Genomic DNA, 22,159 nt, shown 5'->3' with positions numbered 1-22,159 from the left:
AAATTTAAGGAAAATTTAAAATTTACCCCACTTTTATTTTAAAAGTTTTCCTATCCTATAAACAAGTTACATCAAGGAGGAGACTAAAAATGAAAAAGTGGGGTTTTTTATTGGTTTTTGCATTATTTCTAGTTTTTATTTTTAATATATTACCGATATCCAAAGATAAAGTAGATATTCAAAAATATGAACAAAATGATAATACAGCTACTGAAAATATCCAAAAGATTGAGCTTACGGAAGAACAGATCTATCATGGGAATCTACTCTTGGTCAACAATGAACATCCTGTTCGCCAAAAGAGTATAAAATCAGATGTCATAAATTTATTTACGCACGAAGAATTGACAAAGGGGTATGGGTTACTTGATAACGAAATTAAATTGTCAGAAGAAATAGCTAAAAAATTTTCCAAGATGATAGCTGATGCTAAAAAAGATGGGGTTTGGCACTTTTTAATTAGCAGTGGTTTTCGAGACTTAGATGAGCAAAGCAGACTTTACGAAGAAATGGGTTCTGATTTTGCTTTGCCAGCAGGTCATAGCGAACACAATTTGGGGTTATCGCTTGATGTGGGATCTACTCAAATGAAGATGGATAAAGCACCTGAAGGAAGGTGGATAGAAAAAAATTCTTGGGAATACGGATTTATATTACGCTATCCCTTGGATAAAACGGTTGTTACAGGAATTCATTATGAACCTTGGCATATTCGTTATGTCGGCTTGCCTCACAGTGTGATTATGCAGGAAATGAATTTAGCTTTGGAAGAATATTTGGATTATTTAAAAGAAGAAAAGAGCATTTCTGTTAGTGTTGATGGGACAAAATATACAATTTCATATTACCCCATTTCTCAAAATGAGACAATTGAAGTTGAAGTACCAGCGAATGAACATCATGAAATATCCGGTAATAATATAGATGGAGTGATTGTGACCTCATTTTCTTGAATTAGGTTCTAAAATGATAAAGTCATTGGTTTAAATGTAAAGTTAGGAGACGTATTCTAATATGCTTGCAGCTACAGTTTTGTATACTTATTTTTGTACTATTATTTTTTGTATTGTGTTTCAAACTGGATTTTTATTAAAGGCGCAAAAAAAATTATCTATTAAGCATTTTCTATGGGTGTATGTTTTTCTTTTCTACCTTGCGCTAGTGTATATGGTGACGGGGGTAGGAAATATATGGGTGATAGGAAAATATGAAACATTAATTCGTATAAGTGAAATCAACTTACTCCCCTTTGCTTCTGAAGGTATTACTACATATATTTTGAACATTATTTTATTTATGCCGTTAGGATTTTTATTGCCAACTATTTGGCCGCAGTTTAGAACAATCAAAAATGTTGCATATACTGGATTATTTTTCTCATTGGCTATTGAGCTAAGTCAATTGCTAAATCATAGGATTACAGATATTGATGATTTACTTATGAACACCCTAGGCGCGATTATTGGGTATTTAATATATAGAGCTTTATTTAAAATGATATATAAAAGAGGTGAAATAAAACCTGATATTTCCTCTTTAGTCGTAAAATACGAGGCTGTTTTTTATTTAGTTTGTTCATTTACAGGTATGATACTACTTCATTATCCAATTTTATTTCGAAAAATTTTCTAAATGCACGCCTGTCGATTATCCAATAAAATACAAAAATACATTTGGCCGAACTGGTAGGCTACCATGAGACCGTGCGTAAGTTTACGGTCTACACCTTGCTGCAATACTGGGCACAAGCGGCTTTCGAACAGTGGGATGGTTACCGAGATGGCGCTGACCGTGCAGTTACCTGCGGATTGTATTGTACAATGATGTTTGATGTTATCGCTCTTTATTTTTGCCATAGTAACATATCCGCTTCGCCTACAATATGATGAGTCTAGAGAAATCTAAAGAGGTGAGCAAATGGCAGTCGTAAAAGCCAGGCAACAGGATATTGATATGTTGGCAAGGTTGCTTCGAGCTGAAGCTGAGACCGAAGGCGAAACGGGCATGCTCCATGTTGGAAGTGTTGGCATTAACCGAATAAGAGTGAATTGCTCCGACTTTAAAGACATCCGGACAATTCCCCAAATGATCAACCAGCCGCATGCGTTCGAAGCGTTACAACATGGTATGTACTATCAAAACGCAAGAGAGAGGGAACGCCGTCTGGCGCGACGTGCTGTGAACGGGGAGCGAAGTTGGCCAGCCAAATTCGCCCTGTGGTATTTCCGTCCAGGAACGTTCGAAAATCCCGGACCATGTCCGGAAACCTGGTATAATCAGCCGCTCGCAGGAAGATGGAAGAAGCACTGTTTTTATGAACCGACCGCGGCAGAATGTGAAGATATATATAATACGTTTTAATTGTATGAACGAAAAGAGCTCAGAATCTCTTATCCTGACTTGTCACAGTCATACCGGTTGTCTAAACTTTATCTCATTAAGAGCCGCGTAAATCGCGGCTTTTTTTGGTCTAGTGGAATAAAGTTGTTGCCGGGTTAGAAGTGATTTAAGGGATTCAAATCTGCATTTCGTCTAAAATCTATTACTATAAAATTCAAATAGTCGAGGAGTGCATCATTTATGTATAGAGTGGCTATTTGCGATGATGAGGAAAAACAAAGAGAGATTGTTAAAGGCATCCTGATTACTTTGTCGATAAAGACAAATATAGAATTTGAAATCGAATTATTCGGCTCGGGAGAGCAATTGGTATCTCATTATGAGACCAATGAACCCCCGTTCCATATTCTAATTTTGGATATCGAAATAGGTGGTCTGAACGGGATTCAGACAGCTCGTAGAATAAGAGCGTTACATAACTTGGATGAACAAATTATTTTTCTGACAAGCTACCCTGAATATATGGTAGAAAGTTTTGATGTCATGACATTCCAGTATTTGATAAAACCTGTTGCCCCCTCGATCTTGGAGGAGAAAATCATCAAACTATGCCAGTACTTTCAAACACTTGATAAAAAGTTTATGGTCATCAAGTCAGCCTATGAATCAATCATGATTAAATATGACGACCTTATTAGTATTGAAGCTGCCAAAAGCTTAACGATAAAGAGCAAACTACATTTTATTACTACTGATCAAACCTATAAAAGCAAAGGAATTATTGCAGATTATGCTTTAGCTTTAAAAGACAGTAACTTCCTGCAAATCCACCGTTCCATTATCATTAATCTACTTCATGTGAGAAAGTTTGCTAGCGGAGTTGTTCTCATGTCCAATGGATTGGAATTACCCATAGGCCGTTCTAAAATCAAAGAGGTTAAAGATGTTTATACCAAATATATGATTAGGAAGATCGAATAATATGATTCAAAATAATTTACTTGTTGTTTTTACAATTGTACTTGTGATGGGCGTTCAACTTAATTTTTTCTTCAACTCGGTTTTTGGTAAATCAGCTAAAAAACATAACCGATTCATTTACTTTATTATCTTTGGGCTGCTCGATTTCCTATATCTTGTTATTCCCGTCTCACCAATTTTATCTTCGATTCTAGCCTTGCTTATGATATTTAGTTTCGTACAATCTTATCAAGTAGAGATGAAAACGAAGATCATTTTCTCTATGCTTTACAGCGTTTTAATGTCTCTCGTTACTTGTATATCTCTTTATATTTTTTATACCCTAGATTCAGTTGAGTTTAGCTTTGACCCTGTAAATGAAACTAATAAAATTGTCTACATGAAAGCTATTTTACTCTCTTTCATCATCATGTTTGCCATCATTCAGATCATACGACCACTTGCAAGACATAGTAGTTACTCTTTGCATTATCGTTACTACGTATTAATTTCGGCTATTCCACTTATGAGTATATATCACCTATATATTCTAAATTATAAGACCGTCTATTATTTTATTTCCGCTATTGGCTTTCTTTTCTTAAACGTTATGATTATCTATATTTTTGATTCGATTATTGATAAATATAAATTCATGCAAGAACATACTCAGCTGCAACATCAGATGGATTATCAAGATGCGAATTACGAAAAGGTCGTTCACAGCTTCAAATCCATTAAAAGAATTATTCATGATACGAATCAACAGTTTTTATATATTGAAGAATGTATAAAGCGAAATGAGTTAGCAGCTGCAATGGAACATATTAAGACAACATTAAATAAAGTCGAAGGAGCGTATCAGCGGGTTAATACGGGGAATCTGGTTATAGATGCTCTTATTACAAATACGCTTAATATTGGACATGCCAATGGCATTAGAATAGATATAAAGCTTAATTTATGGTCGCAAGAAATCCATATAGACCGTTATGACTTATGTGTTGTCATTGGAAATATGCTAGATAACGCAATAGAAGCTTCTAAAAAGTTAACGATCGCAGAAGATAGGTACATTCTTATAAAAATACATTCTACCGAGTCTACTCTACTCATTCACATCTTGAATTATATGGAGAATGAAGTTGCCCACTTACATAGCCAAAAACCATCTCCTGAATTTCATGGTATTGGATTAACCAATATCGCTAGAATCTGCGACAAGTACGGTGGTCATATGACCATTGAAACGAAACATAAAGTATTTAATAATATGGTCCTCCTGCCATTTTAAACGAACAATCCTTAGACAACATGTTGTTTAGGGATTGTTTTTTCGTTTCAGGGCGTATTTGAATACAGCAGCCTTCCTCCATGTATGATGAATTCAGAAAGTATAATCTAGAACGAATTACAAGGAGGAATGAATAATGAAGAGAATGGTTTCTGTAGGGATGGCCGCTTTGCTTATTGCCATTCCGGTCAGCCCAGCTTTTGCTGAAACGAATCCGGCTACTGTAAAAGAAAGGGCAAAGGTGCAAGCTTCGAAGCTCCTTTCCGTCTCTGGTGCAAGTGGTGTGCAGTATGCCATTATGGATAAGGGATCCATTGTTTTATCAGATAACGCCGGTGTAAACGATAAAGCTTCCAAAGCTCCGATCACCAAAGACACTATGTTTGGTATAGGCTCGATAAGTAAAATGCATGTGTCTGCTGCAGCGATGATGCTAGCTGATGCTAATAAAATTGATATTGATAAGCCACTTACAACGTATATCAAAGACTTCAAAATGGCAGATGAAAGATATAAAAAGATTACCCCTCGTATGTTAATGAATCATTCGTCAGGGCTTTACGGTACTCATCTTCCGAATAGTTCTTTATTTGATGACAATGATACAATAGTCCACGATGAATTATTGAACAAGTTACAATCGGAACATTTAAATTCAAATCCAGGTGAATTCTCCGTTTATGTAAACGATGGGTTTGATCTGCTTGAAATCATGATTGAACGAGTGAGCGGTATGAGCTATACCGAATTCCTTGCGAAATATGTGAGCACGCCTCTGAATTTAAGCTCAACGAAAACACCACTTGATCAATTTGATAGAGAAAGGGTAGCCAAAGCTTACTTTCCTACGATGGATCAGGCTTTACCCATCGAGAATGCTAACACCCTTGGGTCAGGCGGGCTCTACTCAACTGCAGAAGACTTAACTAAGTTTGCAGATATGTTAATAGGTAATCGAACGGATGTTCTATCTAAACAATCAGCCAAAGCCATGCAAGGTCCTGAATATAAAAGAGGAATATGGGTTTCTGAAAAAGCGAACGCCTTTAACTATGGTCTTGGTTGGGACACTGTTCGCTTGCCAGCGTTTGATGATTACGGAATAACGGCATTATCCAAAGGTGGAGACGTCGCTACTTATCACGGTTCCTTGATTACAATACCAGAACATAATATTTCTATGGCTGTGCTTTCTTCAGGAGGGTCTTCCGTATTCAATCTTGCATTTGAAACGAAAGTTTTATTAGAATACTTAAAAGACAAGGGGCATATTAAGGAAATTCTACCCGAGAAAACATTTAAACCTTCCTTGAAGGTGAACATGCCGTCTGAAATGCTTTCTTATGCTGGATTGTATGGTACAAGGGATTCAACCATAAATATGGAGATTAAGAACGGAGTGATTGATTTACCTGCACAAAACGGAGGGTTGATACCCGCACAAACATATGTGTATACGGGCGATGGACAATTCAAAAGCAAAGATGGCAGTGTAACATTAAGCTTTGACAAACAAACAAATGGAAGAACATATGTGAAGCTTAACGCTTATACGAATAACCAAGGATTAGGTCAGTCCATGATGGTGTTCTATGCCTATCAAAAGCTGGATTCCAATCCACTCCAACAAACAACTAAAAAGGTATGGGAAAATAGAAACGGAAAAAGTTATTATAGGGTGGATGAAAAGATAACTTCTGCATTTTATCTGGCCACGCCAATGATAGCAAAGACAATATCCGTTGATATGGATCATGGATACGCAAATGGGACTAAAATTGTTAATGAGAATCAAGCAGTAAATGCTATCCAAATTCCGATTATGGCCGGAAGAGATGTATTTGATCTCAACTTTTATAAAGAAGGACAGACGGAGTATTTAAAGATTGATGGATTCTCTTATATCAATGAAGATGCTGTTCCAATCCTTTATGATGGCAAGGATTCATTAAGCATCATCATACCATCGAGTGGTCAGGCGAAATGGTATAAAATCGATGAAAAATCAGCCAATCGAGTCATGAACGTTAAGACTCCGGCAAGTGGGGGATTTGCCGTTTACGACAAGAATGGAATGGCTGTGAACTTCTCAAAGGTTACTAACAATCATTCGGTAGTACTGCCTGAAGGTGGGATGATCGTTTTTGGCGGAAAAGCGGGTGATGTATTTAAAATTGAATTGAAGAATAAATAGATTTGGAGCATTGAAGTCCGCCTAACTAGCGGACTTTTTGATTTATGGATATAAGTTCTTGTCCAATGCTCAGGTAACTTGGAAGGACGCAAAGAGAAAGATCGGTACATGAAAAAAAGAGCAGATTGATTTATGTACCGTTTTGTCCATCTGCAGAAGATACCGTACTCCGCTTTGCACCTTATTGTTCAGGATCGAGAGAACCCGGATCGGTAGGCAGAAATGCAAATTGAATCGTTTGTATTTCCAGAATCCAGGTAAAAAGTAGGTAGATTCAGGACAAGCGATCATTATAATGAAATTAAGATACAAGGTAAAAATGAACTCAAGAGACCAAAGTTGTCTTGTAATCAAGGGTAGAAGAGAGGATGACGGAAGTGCCAATTCATAACCAAGCTCACCCTTCTGATTCTGTTAGAGAAGACGGTTGTTATCCCATTGACTTGACGGGCCCTCGCAGCCACAACCTTGTCATTCGGCCCGGTGTGGGGAGCCTATCTATCGGACCGCCGGAATTAGGGCAAAGGGTAGACCTTCACGTCGCGTCAGATGCGAGAATTGATTGGACCGTATTCGATGCCTTCTCCACGCCGGCAGGCTCGCCTTGGCCGCGATTTCTGTACTATTCAGGCAGTGACACGGGCTTCTTGGACTGGGCACAGACACGTCCCATTGAAGAGATGACGTGGGCTCCGATCCTGTCTGCAGATACGGTGGTGGACGCCAGCCAGTCCATTTTGCATAGCTTGCATATCGAGTTGAGCCAGTCCGGAGGGTGCTTGAGCTTGAAGCTTCCGAAGGGATCTTTCCGCCTGAACGTGTCTGGCGATCTATTACGCTTATCGGCCACTGGAAATATGCCGTATTCTCTGACACTAGCGCCGCGCACCGGTCGACGCAAGAATGATCCTCCTTTCACCCTGCCCGACATCGGTGAATTGCACCGGGTGACGAGCCTGACGCTGCAAAACACGCCGCTGGGACAGCCCATCTCGCTGGACTGTCTAGACCGGTTCCCCAACCTTGACTCACTGAGTTTGTGGGGGAACTTCTGCGACATGGGCCTGTTGGCTCGTCATGCCCGGTTAACGAATTTGGAGCTGCGCTTCATGCCTGATTTAGAGGACATGCCCTCCTTGGACACGTGGCCGTTGCTTGAAGGATTTATCGCCTACAATGTGGAAGAGGCCGCGGGCAAGCGCTTAAGGCAGCAAGTGAAAACACGCGCCAAGACACGCCCATGGGCCGGCTATGCTTCAGTGAGCCAATTGCGAAAGCCTGAGTGGTGGGAGAGCGAATATGGCCGCCCGTTCTCGTCTTGGCCTAAACGTCTGGCCAAACTGGCTAACGAAGCTTACAATGCTGCACAGGCATCCTTGGCGCAGGCCCGCAGCCTCGCCGATGCCGAGGCAGCCATTACTGCTTTCACCGTGCGCTTCAATACCCTCAAAGGTATCGAAACCACCGAAAGAGAAGACCTTGGCGAAGCAGTATGGCAACTTAGCCAGTCCGATCACCTGATCGGCCAGCCTATAACGGAGGAGATGGCTGGGCGCTGGTTCGATGCAGCTCGCGATTACTGATTGAAAGGAGATTGTAAACGGGGAACAACTGCTGAACTAAACTGGGGAATTATTGAGAAGGGGATTACCTATGAAGGATGCGTTAATGGAGAGATTAAAGATTTTTCTTCATCAGGAAGATAATGAAACACTAGTAGGCATTCCGGCAAGCCAAGAGGAAATTGTTAGTGCGGAGCAACGGCTGAATGTAAACTTTCATGAGGACTACGTACACTTTATCAAGACGTTTGGAGGAGCATATGCGGGTCTTACGATACATGCATTCTCTAATGGCTCTAGTCTCGGCAATGAAACGGTTGTCGATTTGACGTTGGGGTTCCGAGAGCAATTCAAGGGACATCCCTTTGCAGAGGTTTTACGAACCAGTTATGTCATTTCCATAGATGGATCCGGCGATCCGATTTTCATGAATCAGACAGGAGAGGTTTTCATCGGGTATCACGATACCGGGGAGATCAAGTTATTAGCCAATTCATTCGAGGAAATGATCGAAGAGAATTTTTATGAATGGTAATTTGTTCAATTCGGCAGATTATGCTAATCAAAGAGGCCGTCCCTCAAGTAGATTGATCTACTTTTGGGACAGCCTCATTTTATCTGGTCAGTCAGACCGCTAATTAAGCATTCTGCTCCTGTTACAACTTAAACTGCTTTATTTTCTCTTGAAGTTCTTCTGCCATGATACGACTTAAAAATCCTCTTTATTCGACAGTTCTCTGTCAGAATTCGACCCCCAAAGTAATTTTCGGCATAAAGCTTCTAAAAAGTTAAAGACGAAAGACAAAATGTTCGCATTCATTAAGAGCTCTATCTATATCAATCAGAGTTTATCCACATATCTTAATAACTAGAAGGATACTACTTCAAGAAGAGGGGGGATAAATGAATGGGGCATAAAAAACATAAAAAGAAAAAAGGCAAAAAGGACGTTTTTGATTATATTGTTATTGGTGCTGGAACAGCAGGTGGGGTAATCGCTAAGGAATTAACGGATGACAAAAAAACTTCCGTACTTGTGCTTGAGCCTGGAATAAATAGCACGGATCAGTTGAGTGATCCAAGCGTGTTAAATGCCATTATTCAGGCTAGCGATAATAAGTTTGCCTTCAATTTACTATCTAAATTAGAATCTTCTGTGGGCCGACAGCTTGTTACGGTCAATGGAAGGGTTATTGGCGGGAGCTCGGAAGTGAACGAAATGTATGCTGTCCGGGGAAGTAAAGAATTGTATGACGAATGGGCTGCCCTTACTGGTGAACCTCGATGGAGCTACGACCAAGTCCGGTCCCTGTTTATTCAAAATGAAACCTATACGGGGCAGACACAAAGTCCGAATGAGAGAGGAAGACGGGGGCCTATATTTGTCAGACAGCAGCATATACCTCCTAATGGGCTTATCCAATCGCTAGCAGATGCAACAACTAAAGTACTAGGAATAGAACGTGTTGAGGACTATAACACAGGAGTTCGAGACTGTACATTTTATAAATCTCAATTTCTTCAGAAGGAGGATGGTAATACAATTACCCGTTCCTCTACTGCAACAGGGTATTTAAATGAGAGCATAGTTACGCAGGGTAATGAGTTTCATCCTGATGAGTTTGGGATTGGAAAGAGAAAGCTGACTATTTTCGGCAAAACAACAGCGAACAAGATATTATTCAAGAACAAGAATTGTCAAATGATTGCCAGCGGGGTTCAGTACGTTAGAGATGGTATTTCACAAACAGCGTTTGCCCGAAAAGGCGTGATCGTCTCGGCAGGATTCTCCTCCTCCCTTATCTTACAGCGATCAGGAATTGGCAAATCCAGTGATTTGCTTAGCGCAGGAATTAAACCATTAATTGAAAATCCGAATGTAGGATACAATCTGCAAACGCAAGCCTATGCAGGACTTGCAGTCGAGGTAGAAACATCCCAAATACTACCGGTACTCGGTGCTGACCCTAATCAACCAATTATTTTAGGCGCATTTACAGCTGAGAATAAGAATAATGTGTTGGAGGGCCGCCGCCTTCAGATTCTAGGGGCTCCCGTAGCACTCTTTGTTCCTGCTTCAGACATAGCAAGCAATGGGTGGGAGCTGGATGTAAATAAGCAAGTCAATGTCATGAGTTTTGGTCTTATAGATCTTAACCCCCAGAGTAAAGGGACGATTATGGCCTCGCACAGCGATCCCGAAGCATTGCCGTCCTTTGCCTTTAACCCATTACAACAGAATACAAATGATCTAGATTTCTTGGTGGATCAATATATCAACATGTATAACATTATTCAAGAGGCTAGATTAAATAATAGCGGAATAAAAGCTGTGGTGTACCCGCCGGAGGAAGTTTTCCAAATACCCGATGAGGCAGAAAAAAGACGGCAGCTTAGTGATTTCGTAAGAGCATCGTATTCAAATTTCTATCATTATGGCGGGCAGTGCAAGATGGGGAAGAGCGTTTGCGATGGAGTTGTCAACGGACAGCTTGATGTATTCGGTACAACTAATCTTAAGGTCGCTGATCTCTCAGTTGCTCCTATTTTACCGGATGGGAATACATCCATACCTGTCCAAATGATAGGATTAAATGCTGTGCGCTTTATTCAAAATAATCGATGTCCTTACGTGCTGGATGACGAAGATTTTGAGGATGAACTAGAAGATTAATAAGTGTAATGTCTGACTGGAAAGAATCAGAATTTATTTTTGTCGGATAGAACTGGCGACGCCAGCTCTTTTTTCGTTTTGACGATAGATCCGGTAGGCTGAGACGCATCATAAGTGTTAATTTTATCCTCTGCATGCCCCAGATTGAGCTTGTTATTGTACATGCCTATGCTTCAATAGCACTGAAATATAGAAAGTTTCTTTTTCTACAATTAGCTCTGTATGAACTACATTATAATTGATTCCTTCCATTGTTATCCCGTTTACTAATTTTATGAGACGAAGAAATTCTCCAATTTCGGAAACATAGACATCCGCAGTTGAGCTGTCGGGAAATATGCATTGCACTCTAATAGGACGCATTCCTTCCTTGTTTTTATATCACATATCCGATTCGATACGGGGACTTGTTGATATGATTAAGTTTGTAAAGTTCCAAGTAGCGTTCTTTTTATGCCTTTTAGTTTATTTTTTAAAAAACAGGGCAATCTTATTATATCAAAATTAAATCCCTATAGGGTATATAATTTAAAAATAAACCCTATAGTATCTTGGAGCGCGCAAATGGCTAGTCTATGGTTTGCTTAGGGTGATCGCTGTGAGTGATTTTATGAAGATGGTAGGGGAAGGCATTCGACACTTTCGGAAACTACGCGGACTAAGCCAGGAGGAACTTGCAAGCAAGGCTGAGCTACACGAGACTTATATTGGTAAGTTGGAACGTTCTGAGAAGGTATGTTCCGTCGTAGTACTGGCTAGAATTACGAGTGCGCTCAACCTCTCGATGGCGGAGTTCTTTAGTTACATCCAGCCTGTGAGTGGAGAGGGGAACGATTCTACACTTGCAGAAATTGTGGATAGGCTCCGAAGCAGAAGTTTAAATGAGCAAAAGAGGGTATTGAAAGTCATTGAGGCTATGCTGGACGATCAGCTGGATTGAAAGGGAAAACCCTAATAACGCTGAAGTTTGGATTAAGGCCTTGAGATGGTGAATTGCGAATTTACACTGTCGCATTTTGCCATCCTGAACCTCTGTCAACTATAAAGGGCACCTAAACGGGTGTCCTTATATTTTGTACTATAGATATCACGGATAACCGTATTACAAGTAAGGGGATTTCAATACATCCCACTCCTTGCGATATGATGGATTCCTATACTTGGAGGTACCCATGAGAGAATTTGAGCAATTAACGAGTGTCGAATCGGCAAATGAATTTATAAGGAGCCATCGATTATCGTTTCTCTATATCACCATGACAGGGTGCAGTGTGTGTCATGCATTGCAGCCGCAGGTACAGAAATTAATGATGAAATACCCGGATATCCATCTGGCGACGATCAATGCAGAAGAAGTTCCAGCGGTTGCCGGGAGTTTTTCTGTTTTTACCGCGCCTGTTCTATTGCTTTACGTGGAGGGGAAAGAATATATACGTGAAGCAAGAATCGTGCATCTGGATCTGCTGGACGAAAAAATTCGCAAAATCTATGACTTAGTGACGGGACAATTCTCTGATGAAACCGTGAAATGAACGGTTTAGATTCACGAATGTGCATCTGGTGAACTGCCCAATCATCGATGTCTTGCCCGTCGCAGCTCAAGCAACTTCCAATATTTGCACTTGTTGATACCGATATATCGATTTATAATAGTGACAATTTAATAAGATACCTTTAATTCAGTCCCGTGAGGCTGACAAGGACAGCGGAATGTATGATCTTTATAGGGATACGTGTGTATATGCACGTGTACCTATTGTTTTACTGCGATCGTAAACGGCTTATTGTCAGGGCAACTGGGCAATAAGCCTTTTTTATTGCTCCTGAACGCCATCGATCATTCCTGCCTGTTCCATCTGCTTGAGCATACTCGGTATCTAGACGATCTGGAGGATGGATAATGGAAAAAGTAGATTTGGAATTCTCGTTGCAACCTGTACCACAAGCACATCGGAATGGATTTTGGAAAATACTCGCCGTGATGCTCGGATTTACGTTCTTCTCGGCAAGCATGTGGTCAGGCGGAGCGTTAGGAAATGGCTTAACGTTCAGCGCTTTTATTGGAATTGTACTGGCAGGGAATTTGATCTTGGGCGTTTATACAGGAGCGCTGGCTTATATTGCGGCAAAGACGGGTTTGTCGACTCACTTGCTGACGAAATATGCGTTTGGTTCAAAAGGCTCCTATTTATCTTCAGGATTGCTAGGCTTTACGCAGGTAGGCTGGTTTGGTGTAGGGGTCGCGATGTTCGCAGTCCCAGTTCAGAAAGTAACGGGAATGAACGTGTATGTCTTGATTGCGATTGCAGGCATTTTAATGACAGTTACCGCGATTTATGGAATTAAAGCATTGGCGATACTCGGCACCATCGCTGTACCGGCGATTGCAGTACTAGGAAGCTATTCGGTCATTGATGCGACTTCAACAGCAGGCGGATTGCAAGGATTAATGAGCTATAAGCCGACAGAAATGATGGGTCTTGCTACAGCATTGACTGTCTGTATCGGATCTTTCATCAGCGGGGGGACGCTAACACCAGACTTTGCACGGTTTGCAAAAACAACTCGTTCAGCGGTCGTATCGACAGTCATTGCTTTCTTCCTTGGAAACTCGTTGATGTTTCTATTCGGAGCAGTAGGCGCAATTGTGTATGGAAAAGCGGATATCTCTGATGTCATGTTTCTGCAAGGCTTGATTATACCGGCTATCATTGTGCTAGGGTTAAATATTTGGACGACAAATGAAAATGCGCTGTATGCATCCAGTCTGGGCTTTGCCAATATTACGAAGCTGCCTAAGAAAATCATTGTTGTCTTTAACGGAGCAGTAGGTACAATCATGGCGATGTGGCTGTACAATAACTTCGTAGGCTTCTTGACGGTGCTTGGCTCGATTTTGCCATCGATTGGCGCGATTCTGCTAGCGGATTTCTATATCCTGCATCGCGGATCCTATAAGAAATTCGAAGAAATGAGCTTCAAATCCGTGAACTGGATTGCGATATTGGCATGGATCGGCGGTATTCTGATTGCTAAGTTCGTACCTGGCGTCCCTCCTATTAATGGCTTGATTGGTACAGCTGTGCTGTATGTTATAGGTATGAAGTGTTTCCCGGAAAAACAGTTTAACGAAAACGAGAAAAGGGGAATGAACCGTGATTATTCAACAAGCGAAGCTTAGAGGTCGGGAAGGTTTATGGGATATCGAGATTGTGGATGGAGCATTCAAGACGATTACCCAAAGTTCGCTTTCCACAGAAGGACATGAGGTCATTGATGTGAAAGGGAGCTTGGTGCTTCCTCCTTTTATTGAGCCGCATATTCATTTGGACACAACCTTAACAGCAGGGGAGCCAGAGTGGAATCAGAGCGGTACGCTATTTGAAGGCATCCAGCGCTGGTCGCAGCGGAAGGAAACTCTTTCAGTAGAGGACGTCAAAACGAGAGCAAAGACCGCGCTTAAGTGGCAAATCGCTCAGGGCATTCAGCATGTGAGAACCCATGTGGATGTGACAGACCCTACTCTAGTAGCGCTTAAGGCGCTGCTGGAAGTGAAGGAAGAGATGTCTCCTTATGTGGATCTTCAGCTCGTTGCCTTTCCACAGGAAGGGATTCTCTCCTATCCAAATGGAGTAGAACTGCTTGAAGAAGCTATGAAAATGGGGGCCGATGTGGTTGGCGGCATTCCGCATTTTGAGTTTACACGCGAGTATGGCGTAGATTCGATGAGAATCGTATTTGATCTGGCGGAAAAATATAATCGTCTCGTTGATATCCACTGCGATGAGATTGACGATGAGCAGTCGAGATTCGTTGAGGTAGTAGCCAAGGAAGCTTACGAACGCGGCATCGGCGCACGTACAACGGCCAGCCATACAACGGCGATGGGCTCCTATAATGATGCATATGCGTACAAGCTGTTCCGTCTGCTGAAAATGTCGAAGATCAATTTCGTATCCAATCCACTGGTGAACATCCATTTGCAAGGACGATTTGATACGTATCCGAAACGTAGAGGCCTAACACGGGTAAAAGAGCTTCAAGAAGCAGGACTTAATGTGTGCTTTGGTCATGATGATATTTTTGACCCATGGTATCCGCTGGGGACAGGCAATATGCTTCAAGTTCTGCATATGGGTATTCATGCTTCACAACTTATGGGCTATGAGCAGATCGTGAACAGCATCGATATGATTACGAAGAACAGCGCGACGACGCTGCAAATTGAGGATAAATACGGGATTGAGGCAGGCAAGCCGGCCAACTTTATCGTATTGAATGCGGAGAATGAGTATGAGGCCATTCGCAAGCAGGCTGCGGTACGATATTCTTTCCGTAACGGTAAGATTATTGCTGAGACAAAACCGAGCGAGACCAGCGTGAAGCTGGGCAGTATAAGTGAGACCATTACGTTTCAAAAATAAATAAAAGCAGAGAAGCAGGCCTTAGGGTCTGCTTCTTTTTATATATGCAAGCGACGACAATAATTTCCGAATCATGGTATAATTTCACTAGTAGCAGTTCGACAAATCACCGTATATGATTTCGATAATTCTTGTTTCGGTTGGCATATGTATAACCTAGCGGATCTCTGGACACATGGGATGGGCTGGATACAATTCGAACCAGACGCTTTAAAAGCCCTATGTGAGTTTTGTCTTGCAGGGGCTTTTTCATGCGATTGTAAACCAATAGCGCACAGTCGCATTAGAAGGCTAGTTCTGTAATGTGAGCGTGAAAAAGGGCATACGTATCAGTCAGAATCGGAAGTTCAAGCAAGCAAATACCCAAAATGATGGGGAGGACTTGATTTATGCTTCGGAAATGGCTGGTTCTTGCAATTATCGTAACGGGTGTGATTCACTTGGCGACGCTGTCCTTGGACAGTACCATACTAAACTGGATCTTCAAGCTGCTGCCGATGGCGCTGATCATCGTGCTCGCTGTCAGCTCGCAGCCTGCGGACAAGTTTAGGATGTATAAGATTTTGGTCGTGATCGGATTGATTTTTAGCATAGCTGGGGATGCATTCCTGCTGAAGAACGGAAATCAGTGGTTTATGTTCGGTTTGTCGTCTTTTATGGTGGGGCATCTGCTTTACGTAGCGGCTATGATACGGCGGTGGGAATTTTCACTGTTAGCGTTGTTGTGGTTGGCACCGATCGGCGTATACTCGTGGCTTATTGGTTGGCAGCTGCACAATGGGATCATGGCGAACAGCGATCAAAGCGATTTATGGCTGCCGGTCGCCGTTTACGTCGGCGTCATCTCGGTCATGTGCTGGACCGCGATCATGAGTCGGAACTGGCATGCGTCGGTCGGAGCGATTTTGTTCGCCGCGTCGGACTCGATTCTGGCCTGGAATAAGTTCGTCGGCGCCGTGCCGGCATCAGGCATTTGGATTATGCTGACGTACTTCGCCGCACAGTTGTTTATTGCGGGCAGCATCGCGAACGTATTCAGTGGCAAGCAGTTGTCGAAGTGGCGCGCCCTGAGGATGTAGGTGGGACGCTTTAAACATTTTGAGAAAACCTTGATCGGATGCCGTTACCCGGCTGTTTGAACGTTTGCCGGGTAGCGGCATTTTTATTATCCAAACAGGTTGACAATGATAATCGTTATCAATAATGTGGAGATAGAAATGATACCCCCCTATTTACTGAAAAGACTACTATTTGAAATGAGGGATGCAATGTGAAAATCGACGTTAATCAGTTAGCAGAGCATCTTGCTCACACTCCTTTTCAAGTAGAAGGCGTATATCGATATGCTAAAAGTCCAGGTGTGCCTCACGCTGACTATACAGATTCTTTTCCTGGATTCGTGTTTCCACTTACCGGGAAGACACAATTTCAATTTAATGGAACGCCTTATATCCTGTCGCCAGGAAAAGTTGTGCATGGGGGTGCCAACATGAAACTAGCTCAAAAGTTGTTTGGCAACACCAACTGGGAGTATATCCTTGTTCAATACCGGATATGTCACTCAGAACTAGAAGAGTCAAGCTTTTCCCATCAGCATTTTGAATTATCAACGGGACAATCCCCTCGTCTTATCGAATTAATTATGCGCCTGTGGCAAGTGTATAATCAACGCGGAGGCATTCCGATGTTTCAGACCGAAATGCTGTTTCGCGATGTACTGAATGAAGCTTTATTATGTGTTATTAATAGGCAGAATAGCTGTGAATCACTTACTTTATTTGAACGGGTATCGAATTATATTCATGAATACTATGATCAAAGCCTGACAATAGAATCGCTTGCAGAACATAATAACGTTAATCGAAATCGACTTTCTTACGTATTTAGACGACATGCAGGCATGGGGCCGGCAGAGTATTTATTAAAATACCGTATAAACATGGCGCAAGAAATGCTATTTACAAGTGATGCGCCTGTTCAACAAATCGCGCAAACGGTTGGGATTGCGGATCCCTTTTATTTTAGTCGAGTGTTCAAGAAGCAATTTGGTATTTCTCCTACTGAATATCGAGCGAAGTTCATCAATAATCTATGCTAATTTCATCAGGCATCCATTCTAATCTACAAATGACTTTACTATACTAATGGCACCGAAAGAATACATAATGTTGGAGGCTTTACGTATGCAAAAAAGGATAGGACTATTACTCTCCATGCTATTAGTAGTAGTCATACTTGCGGCTTGTAATGCAACACCTGCTGAAAATAAAGGAGCGACTGCAGAAGGCGCATCTACAACAGCTGTTGAGTCAGCTACAAAGGATTGGCCAAGAACATTTAAAGATGCCTTAGGCAAAGAAATTGTTATCGAGAAAAAACCAGAAAAAATAGCCTCGTTGTGGTACTTTTACCCTGAAATATTAGTTGCATTAGGTGAGCCGCCTGCTGCTACTACGGAGAAAGAGTATCTATCGACTTTATCTTATTTACAAGGGAAGCTCGATGCAGCAGAGGAGTTAGGGGATAAGGTGTCTCCTAGTATTGAGAAAATTTTAGCTCTTGAGCCGGATTACATTTTAGCAACCGAACAACATGAACAAATGTATGAATCACTAGAAAAAATCGCGCCAGTCATTACGTTAAAATACAAGGACATCTATGAAAATTGGCAATATGGACTCCGTACAGTAGCCGAGATTATTGGTAGAGAAGAAGAGGCGGAAAAAGTAATTGATAAAATGATGAAAGAAATCACAACTGGGCGCGAAGCATTAAAGTCGATTCAAGGAGAGTCAGTAGCACTTATATTGTCTTGGGATGGAAAAACTTTTAATGTTCTAGGTGAAGGGAATCCTGTCTATACACTTGCGTTTGATAAAGAAAGGGGACTGGGACTTACACCAGATGATACATTCAAAGGTGCTATTAATAAATTTAATACGTTTGAAGGAATTTCAACGGTTCAAGCAGACCATATCTTCCTTATAGGTGACATTACAAAAAAGGAAACATTAATGAATGAATTAAAACAAAGTAATGTATGGAATAAACTGAATGCCGTAGAGAAGGGCAATGTCTATTTAATGGATAGTTCCGCGATTACTGGTGGCCCGTTAGCTATCGAATACGCTTTGCGAAATATAACAAATGCCTTACATAAACTCTAAAAAGTCGAGAGCATATCATTGAAATCAAGGAGGAATTCATATGCATTACGAGGCTATTAATTTGATGGGGATTTTATATGGCACGAGCATCAAGGTGCCGATAAGGTATTTATTGTGCTCGAAGGGGAAATGTTCATTGCTTTTCGTGATGGTCAGGTAAAAATCTCTAAGGGCGAGATGTTTATTGTCCCGGGGGGAGCCGAACATAAGCCTTTCGCCGAAAAGGAATGCCATATCATGTTGATAGAACCTAAGGCGGCAGGATAAGTTTTGAGTCATAAGAAATAAACAGAGTAAAGGGCCATCCGCTAAGGGTGGCCCTAAAACTTGTTCCGATATGTCTATGACTGCAAGCTTCCGAACACGGGCGTAACAATGTTCTGCTTAAATTGCTCCACCGCTTCGTCGGTGTCGATCGTATAGCCGCCTTCCAGCCCGACAAATCCGGAGAAGCCGGTTTCTTTAATTGCGCGCAGAATATTCACGTAATTTAGCTCGCCTGTGCCTGGCTGATTGCGGCCGGGATTGTCTGCAATGTGGAAATGATTGATTCGGTCGATATAATTGGTAGCGTTGCGAATGACATTGCCTTCCGTAACCTGCTGATGATAGACGTCGAAGACGAGCTTGACGTTCGGGCTGTCTACCCGATCGATCACTTCCACCGATTCATTCGAGCGCTGAAGGAAATGTCCGTAATGATCCACAAGTCCGTTGAGCGGTTCCACCTCCAAGACGATTCCGGCTTCCTTGAGCAGCGGCGCGCAGCGTTTGAGCATCTCCGCCATTGCGGATCGCTGATCCTCGCGAGCCACGCCCTCAAGCGCGTTGCCCGTCTGAGAGATGATGGAGGTGACATTCAGAATCTTACAGGCTTCAATCGTATCATGTATCCCGGCGATATATAATCGTCTCTGAACGATTCATTGACTAGATTGAAGAACTTCGTGCAAATAGGTGGCCTTAATTCTGATCTCATTGGATCCACGCCGCTTTATGATATATTGAAATAAAGACGAGCTTACTCCGTAAGACATACCATTGCAAAGGAAGTATGATTCATGAATCTAGAAACGGTCATGCAAGAGCTTGAAGCTCTTGGCAAGGAACGCACGAAGAAAGTATACCTATCCAATGGCGCGCGCGAGCCGCTTTTTGGAGTAGCTACGGGTCAGATGAAGCCCATATATAGAAAAATAAAACGCAATCAGCCATTAGCTGAGGAGCTCTATGCTACAGGAAATTACGATGCAATGTACTTTGCCGGAGTGATTGCGGATCCTGAGGCAATGTCTGAGGCGGATTTTGAGCGGTGGATCGATCAAGCATATTTTTATATGCTATCGGATTATGTAGTGGCAGTAACTTTAGCAGAAACGGATATTGCACAAGAAGTCGCCGATAAATGGATTGCAAGCAATATGGAACTTAAAATGTCGGCAGGTTGGAGCTGCTATTGCTGGATGCTCGGCAATCGCCCAGACAGTGAATTCTCTGAAGCGAAAATCGCAGATATGTTGGATCTTGTGAAAAATTCGATTCATGATGCCCCTGAACGTGCGAAGTACGCGATGAATAATTTTATCTACACTGTGGGAGTATCCTACCAGCCGCTTCATGATAAGGCAGTGGAGATTGCGAAGGAAGTAGGCCAGGTGGAGGTCAATCGCGAAACTGGAAAAAGCAAGTACTTGAATGCATCCGTGAATATTCAAAAGGCGGTAGAGAAAGGACAGATCGGCTTCAAACGAAAATATGTAAGGTGTTAATCCATTCGGAGCGGATTTCATGAAGAGAGCAGCACGCAGTGGCAGTCACTCGTGCTGCTTTTCGTTCCAGGTGTCTTGGCAAAAAAACGTTTATAAAACATGCCGCTTAGATAGCGCGGTGAACTGGCTGTCACCGCCAGTTCCACTCGCGTTTTTTGCTGAAAGACAGTGTTTAGCTGAACCGTGCTAGAGACGCGCCTTCGCACGGGCGATGGATTTGGATTCCTTAGCGATGTATGCCTCTAACTGATCCGCTGCATGGAACACGGAGTTGCCATGACACACTTCCAATCTAGCAGGGCGCAGCCTGCCGACGATGGAACTGCTTCGCAAAACTTCCTCCATATTAGGGGTGAAGAGAGGCTTGCGCAGCTTTCCGTTTTTAGAAGAAAATAAATCTCCCGCGAGCAGTACTTGATCTTGTTCATGATAATATACGACATGCCCGGGGGAATGTCCGGGTGTATAGTATGGCGTTAAGCTTCCTATCGATTGTAATTGTCCGTGTTCATCTTCGGGCAGCATTTTCATCGTTCCCTTCTCCATGGTGGAGACTGGTTTTTTCCCGGGACGGTAAGGGAGTTCGCCTTCGATATAAGGGATCTCGTTGCGGTGAGCGAATATGGGGATCTGGTTTGTACGTAAAATGTGCTTAAGGGATCCTACATGATCAGGATGACCGTGCGTCAGCACGACTTGTTGCAGCGGACCGGCTTGTAGCTGTTCAATGAACTTTACAATTCCGTTCGCCATCGTCGGCATCCCTGCATCTACTAAGGTGACCCCTTGTTTTTCTACAACAACCCACACGTGGAACGGGATCAATACCCACATTTTTAGGCTCCAGATATGCTCAGAGATTTGCACGATTTTCATTTTCTATCAACCTCCATCTTCAATAGAAAACAATTCTCCTGTATCAATAGAGTTACTAGTTTTGCCAAAGGATGTTCCTAGTTTTAATCTGGGTGCTATCCAGCTTGCTTGACGTCTGCAACGTCATATTATGGCCTGCTTATCGTATCACGATGGATAGGGGTTAGGTAAGTGCTCAATATAAAAAAGGAACAGTCTCCTCGGACAAGGAGATGTTCCCACGAGATGCTATTTTGTATTAAAGGAGTGCGTACAGAGCAGGAACGTAGGGCGCTTCGGCCGGATTCAAGTAGAACGGATGCCTTCAAATGCGTTAGCCACCAAGCTCTGCACATAGGATTCGTCCAACGTATCGCCTGTCACAAGCAAACGATAGAAAATCGGCCCATAAAGGAGATCGATGCATATATCAATGTCGAGATTTTTTTCAGTTCCCCGCGCTGAACCCCTTTCTCCAAAATACCTCTTGCCTCAAGTCGGCGGGGACGGAAAAACCGAGCTCGATAGGCCTCCGCCAATCCTGAATCAAACTGACCTTCGCCTAATAACTCCGTTATGATGGTTCCCTCCCGGCTCGTCAAGAACCGGGCTAAATTCGTAGCGTGAATTTGAATATCTTGAAATGTTGAACCCGTATCAGGCACGGGCAATCTGGCCGTAGCGGCATACAGAAAACCATCCATAACTACGGCAGCCTTGTTAGGCCACCATTTATAAATCGTGGCTTTGCTGACTTGGGCGCGATCAGCAATTTTATCGACTGTTACGGCTTCAAAGCCATTTTCCAACAATAAATCGTAAGATGCGGAAAGGATAGACTTTTGCGCTTCTACATTACGCGGCCGGCCTCTTTTTCCAGTCATCTAATCAACACCTTTCATCCATACATATCTTGCCCG

General features: G+C 42.3%; 21 protein-coding genes and 1 pseudogene. 18 read left to right on the top strand and 4 right to left on the bottom strand.

Going from position 1 to position 22,159, the window contains the following annotated elements; translation table 11 throughout:
* Positions 1–89: 89 nt before the first annotated feature.
* The 9 genes from vanY to PAV_RS08990 all read left to right on the top strand — a co-directional run bounded on the left by vanY (position 90) and on the right by PAV_RS08990 (position 11,024).
* Entirely contained in the window at positions 90–953 is an 864-nt protein-coding gene (gene vanY / locus PAV_RS09030) for a VanY-A/VanY-F/VanY-M family D-Ala-D-Ala carboxypeptidase (RefSeq protein ID WP_005545369.1), read from the top strand.
* 61 nt (positions 954–1,014) lie between these two features.
* Positions 1,015–1,632 (top strand): VanZ family protein, encoded by a 618-nt coding sequence (locus PAV_RS09025; RefSeq protein WP_005545368.1) that lies wholly within the window; start codon positions 1,015–1,017, stop codon positions 1,630–1,632.
* 285 nt (positions 1,633–1,917) lie between these two features.
* Positions 1,918–2,361 carry a cell wall hydrolase gene (locus tag PAV_RS09020; RefSeq protein ID WP_005545366.1) on the top strand — a complete coding sequence of 148 codons (444 nt, stop codon included), beginning with the start codon at positions 1,918–1,920 and terminating at the stop codon, positions 2,359–2,361.
* 219 nt (positions 2,362–2,580) lie between these two features.
* Positions 2,581–3,321 (top strand): LytR/AlgR family response regulator transcription factor, encoded by a 741-nt coding sequence (locus PAV_RS09015; protein WP_005545364.1) that lies wholly within the window; start codon positions 2,581–2,583, stop codon positions 3,319–3,321.
* A gap of 1 nt (position 3,322) precedes the next feature.
* Positions 3,323–4,594: an ATP-binding protein gene (locus tag PAV_RS09010; RefSeq protein ID WP_005545362.1), complete on the top strand. Its 1,272-nt coding sequence runs from the start codon at positions 3,323–3,325 to the stop codon at positions 4,592–4,594.
* Between the two features lie 136 nt (positions 4,595–4,730).
* Positions 4,731–6,788 carry a serine hydrolase domain-containing protein gene (locus PAV_RS09005; protein ID WP_005545360.1) on the top strand — a complete coding sequence of 686 codons (2,058 nt, stop codon included), beginning with the start codon at positions 4,731–4,733 and terminating at the stop codon, positions 6,786–6,788.
* Positions 6,789–7,165: 377 nt separating this feature from the next.
* Complete coding sequence (locus tag PAV_RS09000) at positions 7,166–8,371, top strand: hypothetical protein (RefSeq protein WP_005545358.1); 1,206 nt, start codon at positions 7,166–7,168, stop codon at positions 8,369–8,371.
* A gap of 70 nt (positions 8,372–8,441) precedes the next feature.
* On the top strand, positions 8,442–8,885 hold the full coding sequence (locus tag PAV_RS08995) for an SMI1/KNR4 family protein (RefSeq protein WP_005545356.1): 444 nt from the start codon (positions 8,442–8,444) through the stop codon (positions 8,883–8,885).
* Positions 8,886–9,257: 372 nt separating this feature from the next.
* Positions 9,258–11,024 carry a GMC family oxidoreductase gene (locus PAV_RS08990; protein ID WP_005545354.1) on the top strand — a complete coding sequence of 589 codons (1,767 nt, stop codon included), beginning with the start codon at positions 9,258–9,260 and terminating at the stop codon, positions 11,022–11,024.
* A gap of 26 nt (positions 11,025–11,050) precedes the next feature.
* Here PAV_RS08990 and PAV_RS34550 read toward each other — a convergent pair whose 3' ends face one another.
* Positions 11,051–11,188, bottom strand: coding sequence for a hypothetical protein (locus PAV_RS34550; protein ID WP_157266713.1), 138 nt, complete (start codon positions 11,186–11,188; stop codon positions 11,051–11,053).
* 434 nt (positions 11,189–11,622) lie between these two features.
* Here PAV_RS34550 and PAV_RS08980 point away from each other — a divergent pair, with 434 nt between their 5' ends.
* From PAV_RS08980 to PAV_RS08945, 8 genes are all read left to right on the top strand, one after another.
* The gene (locus PAV_RS08980; protein WP_040735635.1) at positions 11,623–11,964 is read left to right on the top strand and encodes a helix-turn-helix domain-containing protein; all 342 of its coding nucleotides are present in this window, start codon (positions 11,623–11,625) and stop codon (positions 11,962–11,964) included.
* A 232-nt stretch (positions 11,965–12,196) separates the two neighbouring features.
* Positions 12,197–12,556: a thioredoxin family protein gene (locus tag PAV_RS08975; protein WP_005545349.1), complete on the top strand. Its 360-nt coding sequence runs from the start codon at positions 12,197–12,199 to the stop codon at positions 12,554–12,556.
* Positions 12,557–12,924: 368 nt separating this feature from the next.
* Positions 12,925–14,205: a cytosine permease gene (gene codB, locus PAV_RS08970; protein ID WP_005545347.1), complete on the top strand. Its 1,281-nt coding sequence runs from the start codon at positions 12,925–12,927 to the stop codon at positions 14,203–14,205.
* A complete protein-coding gene (locus PAV_RS08965; protein ID WP_005545344.1) occupies positions 14,180–15,448 on the top strand; it encodes a cytosine deaminase in 1,269 nt (422 codons plus the stop codon). The genes codB and PAV_RS08965 overlap by 26 nt, the downstream gene beginning before the upstream one ends.
* Positions 15,449–15,837: 389 nt before the next feature.
* Positions 15,838–16,527 (top strand): lysoplasmalogenase, encoded by a 690-nt coding sequence (locus tag PAV_RS08960; RefSeq protein WP_005545342.1) that lies wholly within the window; start codon positions 15,838–15,840, stop codon positions 16,525–16,527.
* 191 nt (positions 16,528–16,718) lie between these two features.
* Positions 16,719–17,546 carry a helix-turn-helix transcriptional regulator gene (locus PAV_RS08955; protein ID WP_005545340.1) on the top strand — a complete coding sequence of 276 codons (828 nt, stop codon included), beginning with the start codon at positions 16,719–16,721 and terminating at the stop codon, positions 17,544–17,546.
* Between the two features lie 85 nt (positions 17,547–17,631).
* Positions 17,632–18,615 (top strand): ABC transporter substrate-binding protein, encoded by a 984-nt coding sequence (locus tag PAV_RS08950; protein WP_005545338.1) that lies wholly within the window; start codon positions 17,632–17,634, stop codon positions 18,613–18,615.
* A gap of 75 nt (positions 18,616–18,690) precedes the next feature.
* Positions 18,691–18,882 (top strand): cupin domain-containing protein, encoded by a 192-nt coding sequence (locus PAV_RS08945; RefSeq protein ID WP_081505704.1) that lies wholly within the window; start codon positions 18,691–18,693, stop codon positions 18,880–18,882.
* Between the two features lie 74 nt (positions 18,883–18,956).
* Here PAV_RS08945 and PAV_RS08940 read toward each other — a convergent pair whose 3' ends face one another.
* A complete protein-coding gene (locus PAV_RS08940; protein ID WP_238555801.1) occupies positions 18,957–19,478 on the bottom strand; it encodes a TIM barrel protein in 522 nt (173 codons plus the stop codon).
* A gap of 198 nt (positions 19,479–19,676) precedes the next feature.
* Between PAV_RS08940 and PAV_RS08935 the strand changes: the two genes are divergently transcribed.
* Positions 19,677–20,384, top strand: coding sequence for a DNA alkylation repair protein (locus PAV_RS08935; RefSeq protein WP_005545331.1), 708 nt, complete (start codon positions 19,677–19,679; stop codon positions 20,382–20,384).
* A 186-nt stretch (positions 20,385–20,570) separates the two neighbouring features.
* Here the strand turns inward: PAV_RS08935 and PAV_RS08930 are convergent, their stop codons facing one another.
* Positions 20,571–21,260, bottom strand: coding sequence for an MBL fold metallo-hydrolase (locus PAV_RS08930; RefSeq protein ID WP_005545330.1), 690 nt, complete (start codon positions 21,258–21,260; stop codon positions 20,571–20,573).
* A 285-nt stretch (positions 21,261–21,545) separates the two neighbouring features.
* Positions 21,546–22,123, bottom strand: a pseudogene (locus PAV_RS08925) (TetR/AcrR family transcriptional regulator).
* Between the last annotated feature and the right edge of the window lie 36 nt (positions 22,124–22,159).

Source organism: Paenibacillus alvei DSM 29, from assembly GCF_000293805.1.
GTDB classification, from domain to species: Bacteria; Bacillota; Bacilli; order Paenibacillales; family Paenibacillaceae; genus Paenibacillus_B; species Paenibacillus_B alvei.
This window is presented reverse-complemented; position numbering and strand designations above follow the sequence as displayed.

What these genes read in the sequence shown, in the direction of transcription:
- PAV_RS34550 (WP_157266713.1), bottom strand. Translation starts at nt 11,188, where the DNA reads ATGTACAATAACAAGCTCAATCTGGGGCATGCAGAGGATAAAATTAAC.
- PAV_RS08990 (WP_005545354.1), top strand. Translation starts at nt 9,258, where the DNA reads ATGGGGCATAAAAAACATAAAAAGAAAAAAGGCAAAAAGGACGTTTTT.
- PAV_RS09005 (WP_005545360.1), top strand. Translation starts at nt 4,731, where the DNA reads ATGAAGAGAATGGTTTCTGTAGGGATGGCCGCTTTGCTTATTGCCATT.
- PAV_RS09025 (WP_005545368.1), top strand. Translation starts at nt 1,015, where the DNA reads ATGCTTGCAGCTACAGTTTTGTATACTTATTTTTGTACTATTATTTTT.
- PAV_RS08975 (WP_005545349.1), top strand. Translation starts at nt 12,197, where the DNA reads ATGAGAGAATTTGAGCAATTAACGAGTGTCGAATCGGCAAATGAATTT.
- PAV_RS08930 (WP_005545330.1), bottom strand. Translation starts at nt 21,260, where the DNA reads ATGAAAATCGTGCAAATCTCTGAGCATATCTGGAGCCTAAAAATGTGG.
- PAV_RS08935 (WP_005545331.1), top strand. Translation starts at nt 19,677, where the DNA reads ATGAATCTAGAAACGGTCATGCAAGAGCTTGAAGCTCTTGGCAAGGAA.
- PAV_RS09015 (WP_005545364.1), top strand. Translation starts at nt 2,581, where the DNA reads ATGTATAGAGTGGCTATTTGCGATGATGAGGAAAAACAAAGAGAGATT.
- vanY (WP_005545369.1), top strand. Translation starts at nt 90, where the DNA reads ATGAAAAAGTGGGGTTTTTTATTGGTTTTTGCATTATTTCTAGTTTTT.
- PAV_RS08960 (WP_005545342.1), top strand. Translation starts at nt 15,838, where the DNA reads ATGCTTCGGAAATGGCTGGTTCTTGCAATTATCGTAACGGGTGTGATT.
- PAV_RS09020 (WP_005545366.1), top strand. Translation starts at nt 1,918, where the DNA reads ATGGCAGTCGTAAAAGCCAGGCAACAGGATATTGATATGTTGGCAAGG.
- PAV_RS08950 (WP_005545338.1), top strand. Translation starts at nt 17,632, where the DNA reads ATGCAAAAAAGGATAGGACTATTACTCTCCATGCTATTAGTAGTAGTC.
- PAV_RS09010 (WP_005545362.1), top strand. Translation starts at nt 3,323, where the DNA reads ATGATTCAAAATAATTTACTTGTTGTTTTTACAATTGTACTTGTGATG.
- PAV_RS08995 (WP_005545356.1), top strand. Translation starts at nt 8,442, where the DNA reads ATGAAGGATGCGTTAATGGAGAGATTAAAGATTTTTCTTCATCAGGAA.
- codB (WP_005545347.1), top strand. Translation starts at nt 12,925, where the DNA reads ATGGAAAAAGTAGATTTGGAATTCTCGTTGCAACCTGTACCACAAGCA.